The organism is Actinoplanes sp. NPDC051405 (assembly GCF_055586185.1).
In genome coordinates this window covers 43,499-50,792 of sequence record NZ_JBVJIR010000027.1, presented here as the reverse complement: position 1 = coordinate 50,792, position 7,294 = coordinate 43,499, and the positions used below count along the sequence as shown (strand labels likewise).

Annotated in this window: 11 protein-coding genes; 8 read left to right on the top strand and 3 right to left on the bottom strand. The window is 69.9% G+C overall.

From position 1 onward, the window contains the following. The first annotated feature begins 17 nt into the window (after positions 1-17). Positions 18-173, top strand: coding sequence for a tetratricopeptide repeat protein (locus ACZ6S4_RS40640; RefSeq protein ID WP_465480040.1), 156 nt, complete (start codon positions 18-20; stop codon positions 171-173). 345 nt (positions 174-518) lie between these two features. Here ACZ6S4_RS40640 and ACZ6S4_RS40635 read toward each other — a convergent pair whose 3' ends face one another. Next, positions 519-1,028, bottom strand: a complete 510-nt coding sequence (locus tag ACZ6S4_RS40635; RefSeq protein WP_465480005.1) for a SigE family RNA polymerase sigma factor — start codon at positions 1,026-1,028, stop codon at positions 519-521. Then, positions 1,028-2,038 carry a hypothetical protein gene (locus ACZ6S4_RS40630; protein ID WP_465480004.1) on the bottom strand — a complete coding sequence of 337 codons (1,011 nt, stop codon included), beginning with the start codon at positions 2,036-2,038 and terminating at the stop codon, positions 1,028-1,030. The genes ACZ6S4_RS40635 and ACZ6S4_RS40630 overlap by 1 nt, the downstream gene beginning before the upstream one ends. Positions 2,039-2,155: 117 nt before the next feature. Between ACZ6S4_RS40630 and ACZ6S4_RS40625 the strand changes: the two genes are divergently transcribed. Continuing rightward, positions 2,156-3,235, top strand: a complete 1,080-nt coding sequence (locus tag ACZ6S4_RS40625; RefSeq protein ID WP_465480003.1) for a hypothetical protein — start codon at positions 2,156-2,158, stop codon at positions 3,233-3,235. A gap of 14 nt (positions 3,236-3,249) precedes the next feature. Continuing rightward, a complete protein-coding gene (locus ACZ6S4_RS40620; RefSeq protein WP_465480002.1) occupies positions 3,250-3,675 on the top strand; it encodes a ribosomal maturation YjgA family protein in 426 nt (141 codons plus the stop codon). On the opposite strand, the gene ACZ6S4_RS40615 is transcribed toward ACZ6S4_RS40620, so the two are convergent. Further along, positions 3,605-4,018: a glutaredoxin domain-containing protein gene (locus ACZ6S4_RS40615; RefSeq protein ID WP_465480001.1), complete on the bottom strand. Its 414-nt coding sequence runs from the start codon at positions 4,016-4,018 to the stop codon at positions 3,605-3,607. The genes ACZ6S4_RS40620 and ACZ6S4_RS40615 overlap by 71 nt on opposite strands. Positions 4,019-4,076: 58 nt before the next feature. On the opposite strand from ACZ6S4_RS40615, the gene ACZ6S4_RS40610 reads away from it, so the two are divergent. The 5 genes from ACZ6S4_RS40610 to ACZ6S4_RS40590 all read left to right on the top strand — a co-directional run bounded on the left by ACZ6S4_RS40610 (position 4,077) and on the right by ACZ6S4_RS40590 (position 7,267). Beyond that, complete coding sequence (locus ACZ6S4_RS40610) at positions 4,077-5,303, top strand: ArsB/NhaD family transporter (protein WP_465480000.1); 1,227 nt, start codon at positions 4,077-4,079, stop codon at positions 5,301-5,303. After that, positions 5,300-5,773 carry a universal stress protein gene (locus ACZ6S4_RS40605; RefSeq protein ID WP_465479999.1) on the top strand — a complete coding sequence of 158 codons (474 nt, stop codon included), beginning with the start codon at positions 5,300-5,302 and terminating at the stop codon, positions 5,771-5,773. Before ACZ6S4_RS40610 ends, ACZ6S4_RS40605 begins: the two co-directional genes overlap by 4 nt. Before the next feature lie 228 nt (positions 5,774-6,001). Beyond that, positions 6,002-6,211 (top strand): hypothetical protein, encoded by a 210-nt coding sequence (locus ACZ6S4_RS40600; protein WP_203768881.1) that lies wholly within the window; start codon positions 6,002-6,004, stop codon positions 6,209-6,211. Between the two features lie 106 nt (positions 6,212-6,317). Beyond that, complete coding sequence (locus tag ACZ6S4_RS40595; RefSeq protein ID WP_465479998.1) at positions 6,318-6,842, top strand: DUF6886 family protein; 525 nt, start codon at positions 6,318-6,320, stop codon at positions 6,840-6,842. Between the two features lie 83 nt (positions 6,843-6,925). Next, positions 6,926-7,267 carry an STAS domain-containing protein gene (locus tag ACZ6S4_RS40590; RefSeq protein ID WP_465479997.1) on the top strand — a complete coding sequence of 114 codons (342 nt, stop codon included), beginning with the start codon at positions 6,926-6,928 and terminating at the stop codon, positions 7,265-7,267. The last annotated feature ends 27 nt before the right edge of the window (positions 7,268-7,294 follow it).

Here is a 7,294-nt window from a genome sequence, read left to right as displayed (position 1 = left end):
CCGAACATCCCGACACTCTGAACGTCCGCGCCCACCTCGCCGCCTCCTACCGGCAGGCCGGCCGCACCGATGACGCCGTGACCATCTTCGAGCAGGTCCTCGCCGACAGTGAACGGATCCTCGGCCCCGAACACCCCGACACGCTCGCGGCAAGCGATGACTTGAGGACTTGACGCGCTGGCGGCCGATCCGTTCGCAGCGTCGACGCCCGACCAGAAGCATTTCGAGCAGGGCTATGATCGCAACCGCGAACTCCGCGACCATGGCAACCCAAACCAGGATCGCGTCGTCTCATTCGTCGTCTCGTTCAGCGCCGTCCGCGGGCATCCGGGTGTGTTCTGACCGAGGACTGTGCCGCAGCCCACGGACGCCAGCGGACTCGTGCGCATGAGGGGTGGCAGACCTCGAAAGCGTGTGAGGGTGCAAGCCCTCCAAGGGTTCAAATCCCTTCACCACCGCCAGCAAGCAGAAGACGCCCGGTGACTCCTCGCGAGTCACCGGGCGTCTCTCTTTCCGGGCTAGGCGCGGACCCTCTCGAACTCCTCGGCCAGCGGTCCGTCGGCCTGGCGCAGGGCCGCTATCGCCCGGCTCGCCCGGCTTTTCACCGTGCCGGTCGAACAGCTCAGCATCGTCGCGATCTCCAGTTCGCTCAGGCCGGCCCAGTACCGCAGCACCAGCACCACCCGCTGCTGGGCCGGCAGCGCCCGCAGCGCCCCCAGCACCAGCCGGGCGGTGTCCTGCGGCTCGTACGGGTCCCCGCCCGTCCCCTCCGGCAGCACGTCAGTGGGCACCTCCCGATGCCACAGCCGCCGGCCCGCCCGCCATGCCGCCCGCACCATCACGCGCCGGGTGTATGCGTCCGGGTCCCCGTCGGGGTGCAGCCGGGACCACGCCCGCAGGGTCTTCACCAGCGCCTCCTGCACCAGGTCCTCACCGTGCCCGTGGTCGCCGGTCAGCAGCGTTCCGTGCCGGACCAGGGCGGCGTACCGGGCGTGCACAAATTCGGCGAAGCCGTCGGGTGCGTTCATCAGCGGCCTCCGAGCAGCTGCTCGACGCGGCCCAGGAAGCCGGCCGGCAGGTGCACCCGGCCGCCCAGCGACGACGTGGCGAATGCGCAGGTGTTTCCGGCGCTGATCGCCACCTTTGCCGTTGCCTGGTGGCCTCTCGCGTCGGTGAAGGTCAGTGCGGCCATGGCGGCGCCGGCCAGTTTCCAGGTGCCGGTCACCTTCTTCGCTCCCGGACACGGCAGCTCGTCCGGCCGTACCGGTTGATCCAGGGCCGCCAGCAGGGCCCGGACCTCCTCGATCACCGCGGGATCCGTCGAGGTGAGCTGCTTCTCGGCACTCACGCTGAGCTGCACGGCCGGTGAGGTCGCGGGCAGCGTCAGTCGCGCCGGGGCGACCGGGTCGGCGGTGATGCCGCGCAGCAGTGCCTCGACCTGCGACCGTTGCCCGCGGATGGAGACGCTCGCCGCCGCCCACGGCGCGTTCACGTTGGCTGACGGAGCCGCCCGCACGTTGGCCAGTTCGTTGCTGCTGAGCCAGAGCGGCTGCCCGCCCGGCAGGACCACTTCGTTGATCAGGGCCAGTTCCGCGACTGATGCAGGGGTGCCGTAAGGACGCCAGCGATGCACGGAGGCCTTGGAGGTCGGGTCGCAGGGTGCATCTGTCATCTCGACATTCACCAGGAACGCGTTCGCCGGGACCTCGCAATAGTTGAGCCGTTTGTCCCGGATCACCGGCCAGCCGGGCGGGATCGGCACGGCCAGCCCGCCGGTACGGACGAAACCCCCGCTCACCGTGGCGACAAGGGCGTTGGAGGGGGCCGGCGACGGGTGTGAGACCGGCGCACCACGATTCGTTGCCGTGATACCGCCCGTGGCGAACACCGCCACTGCCACCGCGGCGGCCGCCCCGGCCACGGCCAGCCGCCGGCGCCGGGCCCGCCCACGGCGCAGCACTTCCGGTACGGGATCAGGGCTGCGCGGCCCCACCCCGGCGACCGCCTCGTCGAGCAGTTCGCGGATTCGTTCCGTCATCGTTGGTCCCGTCTGTTCCGCGGTTTCCGGTCCGCAGTGACAAAGACATCGAAGGGCCTGGGAGGTTCCCTTCCAACAGGTCGGACAGGGCAACGCGTGGTCCGTACAGTGCGCATCATGCGAACGTCTTTGGTCGCGCCGGCAGCCGCAGTTCTTGTGCTGTCCCTCATCCCCGCCGGGCCGGCATCCGCCGCGCCGGCTGCGGACACCGCGCCGCCCCGGCTCGAGTCGATCACGCTGGAGCTTCCCTCGGTGACCGTGTCGGGCACCCAGACCCGGCTGGTCGGGGTGCGGGTGCGGCTGACCGACGAGACCGGCGTCCAGCCGATCGAGTATGTGGCGGGCCAGGAGCTGGCGTCGCCCCGGCTCCGATTGAACGCCTCGTGGAATTCCCTGATTCTGCTGAGACTGACCGAAGGCACCGACAAGGACGGGATCTGGACCGGCACGCTTCCGGTCACCTCGGCCTGGAGCGGGGCAGTTCAGCCGATCAGCATCTATGCCGCGGATCAGACCTATGCCAATGTGCTGAACACCGATCCGCGGACACTGGTCGACACGCCCAGCCTCCAGGTGCAGAGTTCGCATCGGCCGGGGCTGGACATGACGTTCTCGCCGGAGCCGGCTCCGGCCGGCAAGCCGGTCACCCAGCGGGTCCGGGCCTGGGACACCACCACCGGCAAGCCCTGGGCCAATCTGTCGCTGCGGCTGAGCTCCGACAACGGCTGCGCGGAGCCGGGCAACATCACCACGGTGAGGACCCGCGCGGACGGCACGTACCAGCGGACCCTCAGTGCCGCTCAGCGGCAGTGGTTGCAGTGCGTCTGGGTGCCGGGCGTCGATCAGCCGGCGATGTCGTACCCGATGACGGTCATCGCCTCGGACGGCGGGCACGTGCGCACCCAGCGCTATGCCGTCAGTGCGACGCCGGCCGCGAAGTCGGCGCCGGTCGGTCAGAGCGTCAACGTCAACGGCAGCGCCACCCCGTTGCACAAGGGCAAGGTCATGCAGCTGCAGCGGTTGTACCCCGACAAGACCTGGCGCAAGGTCAGCACCGCCAAGGTGCGCGACAGCGGCCGCTTCACTCTCGCGGCCACGCCGCCGGGCAAGGCCACGTACTCCTACCGGGTGTACGCGCCGGGCGACGGTTATGCGGTGGGCGGAGTGTCCAAGGCCTTCACGATCCGCGGCACCTGAGCGACGAGTTGCGGATGGTGCGGAGACGACTGCCGGCGCTTGCCGCGGTCGTGGTGATTGTCGGGGTCGCCCTCGGGATCCGGTCGGTGAGCGACGGCGGGCTCGAGCAGTATTCCGGCACGGCGCTCTATGCCTCGATGATCTACGCGGGGGTCTTCCTGCTGTGGCCGGCGGTCCCGCCCGTCCGGGCCGGGGTCTTCGCCGTCGGTTTCTGCTGGGCGGTGGAGTTCTTCCAGCTCACCGGCGTTCCTGCCGCGCTGTCCGAGCGGAGTCCGGCGGCGCGGCTGGTGCTGGGGGCGAGTTTCGACTGGGTGGACGTCGCCTGGTATCCGGTCGGCGTCGTGCCGCTCGTCGTCCTGCACCTGCTCGTCAGCCGCCGTGCAGCCGGCGCCGCAGCCACAGCGGGTCGGGATTCACGTGTGGGCTCCCCGCCAGGATGACTGTCGGGACGGTCTCGTTGCCGTCGGCCACCGCGCGGACCGCCGCCGCGCCCTCCGGGTCCTTCCAGATGTCCACCCAGTAGGCGCGGCGTGAGGTGACGCCCAGCACCGCGCGCAGGCGCATGCAGAACGGGCAGCCGGGCCGCCAGTAGACGATGGCGCGACCGTCCGCGGCGCTGCGGCGCTGGGCCTCCGCCGCCGGCATCGACCGGGGAAAGACCAGCGGCGACACGAACACCGCCAGCAGGGCGAAGGCGACGAAGGAGAACACCGACCCGCTGATGATCCAGAGCAGGGCGCCGAGCGCCAGGAACAGGCCGGCCTGACCCCATCGACGAAGCATGATGGGGACGCTACGCGAGCTGTGCGCGGCGCCGCGACTGGCCGTAGGGTGCCCATTCGTGCCCACCGCGATCTCCCTGCTACTGCTCCTCGCGGTGCTCGGTTTTGCTGTCGTACGGCCCCGGGGGCTGCCCGAGGCCGTCGGTGCCGTACCGGCGGCGGTGCTCACCGTCGTGGCCGGGCTCGTGCCGTGGCGTGATGCGCTCCACGAGCTGGGTGATCTCGGTCCCACCGTGGCTTTCCTCGCCGCTGTGCTGCTGCTCGCGTACCTGGCCGACCGGAGCGGGGTCTTCCGGTTCGCCGGTGCGGTCGCGGCACGGTGGAGCGGGGGTTCGCCGCGGCGTCTGCTCGGCCTGGTGTTCGTCATCGCCGCCACAGTCACCGCCGCGCTCAGCCTCGATGCCACCGTCGTGCTGCTGACGCCGGTCGTGTTCACCACCGCTTCGGCGCTGGCCATCCGGCCCAAACCCCACGTGTACGCCTGCAACCACCTGGCCAATTCCGCCTCGTTGCTACTGCCGGTGTCGAACCTCACCAACCTGCTGGCGATGTCCGCGGCCGGCCTGTCGTTCCTCAGTTTCGCCGGGCTGATGGCGCTGCCCTGGCTCGCCGTCATCGCGGTCGAGTACGTGATCCTGCGCCGCTTCTTCGCCGACGATCTCGCGACGCCGCCACACCGGCCGCCGGTCGAGGCGGTGCCGGCCCCGCGCTTCGCCCTGGCGGTGCTCGGGGTGACTCTGGCCGGCTTCGCGCTGGCGTCGCCGCTGGGCGTCCACCCGGCGTGGGTGGCGTTGGCCGGTGCGCTGGTGCTCGCCGTACGGCTGCGGGTGGGCGTGCCCACCCTGGTGCGAAAGGCGAATCCCGGCTTCTGCGTCTTCGTCCTGGCGCTGGGCGTGGTCGTGCTGGGCGTGAGCCGGGGCGGTTTCGGCGCGCTGGTCGACCGGGTCGCGCCGCACCACGCCGATCTGCTCGGCCTGCTGGCCATGGCCTTCCTGGCCGCGCTGCTGGCGAACGTGCTCAACAATCTGCCGGCGACCCTGATGCTGCTGCCGTTCACCGCGCACAGTCCCGGTCTGGTGCTGGCCGTGCTGCTGGGCGCCAACATCGGGCCGAACCTGACCTACGCCGGCTCGCTCGCCACCCTTTTGTGGCGCCAGATCCTGCACAAGAGTGGTCACCCGCCCGTGACGGGTGAATTTCTGCGGCTGGGTGCACTCACCGTGCCGGCCTGCCTGATCGTCGGGGTGGCGTCACTGTGGGTGAGTCTGCGAGTGTCTGGGGTGTGAGGATCCTGGTATGGGTCGCGGAGGGCACCTGGGCGGCGTGTGTCGATGCGGTGCGCCCCCTGCCCGGTGACGTGACGCTCCTGCACGTCGTGGATGTCGCGACGGCTGCCGCACTGAGTGGCCCGGTGGGTCTGCTCGGCCGTTCCAGCTCGGCCGATGAGGGTGAGTTTCTGCTGGCCCGGGCCGAGACCGAGCTGCTGGATGCGGCGGCGGCCCGGCTCGGCCGGGACGCTGCCCGAGAGGTACGGCGGGGCCGCCCGGAGCGTGAAGTGGTGGCCGCGTGCGCCGATGTGGATCTTCTGGTGCTGGCCCGCGACGGTGACCGCAGCCGGCTCGGGCCGCGCAGTCTCGGACACCACACGCGATTCGTCGTCGATCACGCACCGTGCCAAATTTTCCTTGTCTGGCCGGAGTCGACGCCGGGCCTCGGGACCCTTCCGCCGCCACCCCGCCATGATCAAATTCGCTGATCAGGTGACGGATGCGTGTCGGTACCGTTTCGTCCCTGGCGGAGCGACGTTGTTACCTGCGAAGATTACCCGGAGTAACAGTTAAGGCGCCGCCCTAATATGTCGCGTCTACGCAAGGCGTAGGGCCGAAATCCACCGGATCGGACAACCCGTCCCACCCTGGCGGCGAAAAAGTTTCACACGACGGCCTCGCGCAAAGGTGTCTATGTCTGCCCTAAGGTTGGTCAGGTGAGAGTTGAGCAGCACTGGTGGAATGGTGACAACCGGCTCGCGCGCCGGGATGTCTACGTCCGCACCGACGGCGAAGTCTGGGAGGTCGAAGCCCAGATGGGTGGCCCCCAGGGCAAATCCAAGGTGCAGCAGTGTCCAGGAAAGGCGTCCGCGCTGATCCTGGCCGACGCGTGGCGCGGTCCACGCTGGCAGTGGCGCAAGCTCTGAGCGCCAGGAGCCGGGCTGTGCCGCACGCTTGAACTTCTCGGCCAGCCACATATCTCGATCGGGCCGGACCCTGCGGGGTCCGGCCCGATTCTGTTAGAAACCAGCGGTGCGTCCCCTCGCCGGTCAGGTTCTGCACTTCTCCGAAGACCCCGCCATCACCCGCTTCGTGCCGCACGTCGCGGCCACGGCCCAGCAGCCCGAGCCGTACGTGTGGGCCGTCGACGCCGAGCAGGCGCCGGCCTACTGGTTCCCGCGCGACTGCCCCCGGGTGCTGGCCTGGACGGGCCCGGAGACCACCGCGGCCGACCGCCGCTTGCTCTGCGACCGGCGCGTGCATGCCATCGAGTACGGCTGGCTGCCGGCCCTGCAATCAGTCCGCCTGTACGCGTACCGCTTCGACGCGGCACCGTTCCGCCCCTTCGGCTCTCCGGAGCCGTACGCGATGGTCGCCACCACCGCCGTGAACCCGCTCGGGCCGGCTGAGCCCGTCGGTGACCTGCTCGCCCTCCACGAGGCTGCCGGGATCCAGTTGCGGCTGGTCAGCAACCTGTGGGCGGTCATGGACGAGGTCGCCGCAAGCTCGTTGCGGTTCAGCGGGATCCGGTTGCACAACGCGACGCCGCGAAGGTGAAGGAGCGGACGAACTGTCCGCCATCGGCCGTTCGGGTGGATCTACGCTGTGAATCCCCTTAACCAGGACGAAAGTGATGCCCCATGCAGGCCACCGTGACCGACCTCCGCTCCGACGTCGCCGTGCTGCGCCTGAAGGGCGAACTCGACGCCGACACCGCCACCCAGCTCCACCAGCTGCTGGCCGAACTCCTGGAACGGCCGGTGCCGCGCATCGTCGTGGACCTGGCGGACCTGAAGTTCTGCGACTCCGTGGGGCTCAGCGCGTTCATCACCGCCAAGCACGTGATCGCTGCCCGCGGCGGGTGGCTGAGCTTTGCGGGGGCCAACCGGTTCCTCGTCTCGCTGCTGGAGACCGTGGGCCTGAGCCGGTACTTCGCCATCTTCCCGACCGTCGACGAGGCGATCGCGGCGGCCCAGGGGTAGCGACCTGAGATGTGAGAGACTACTCTC

Coding starts and splice junctions, on each gene's coding strand:
- ACZ6S4_RS40635 (WP_465480005.1), bottom strand. CDS start 1,028: ATGAACGCACCCGACGGCTTCGCCGAATTTGTGCACGCCCGGTACGCC.
- ACZ6S4_RS40630 (WP_465480004.1), bottom strand. CDS start 2,038: ATGACGGAACGAATCCGCGAACTGCTCGACGAGGCGGTCGCCGGGGTG.
- ACZ6S4_RS40625 (WP_465480003.1), top strand. CDS start 2,156: ATGCGAACGTCTTTGGTCGCGCCGGCAGCCGCAGTTCTTGTGCTGTCC.
- ACZ6S4_RS40620 (WP_465480002.1), top strand. CDS start 3,250: ATGGTGCGGAGACGACTGCCGGCGCTTGCCGCGGTCGTGGTGATTGTC.
- ACZ6S4_RS40615 (WP_465480001.1), bottom strand. CDS start 4,018: ATGCTTCGTCGATGGGGTCAGGCCGGCCTGTTCCTGGCGCTCGGCGCC.
- ACZ6S4_RS40590 (WP_465479997.1), top strand. CDS start 6,926: ATGCAGGCCACCGTGACCGACCTCCGCTCCGACGTCGCCGTGCTGCGC.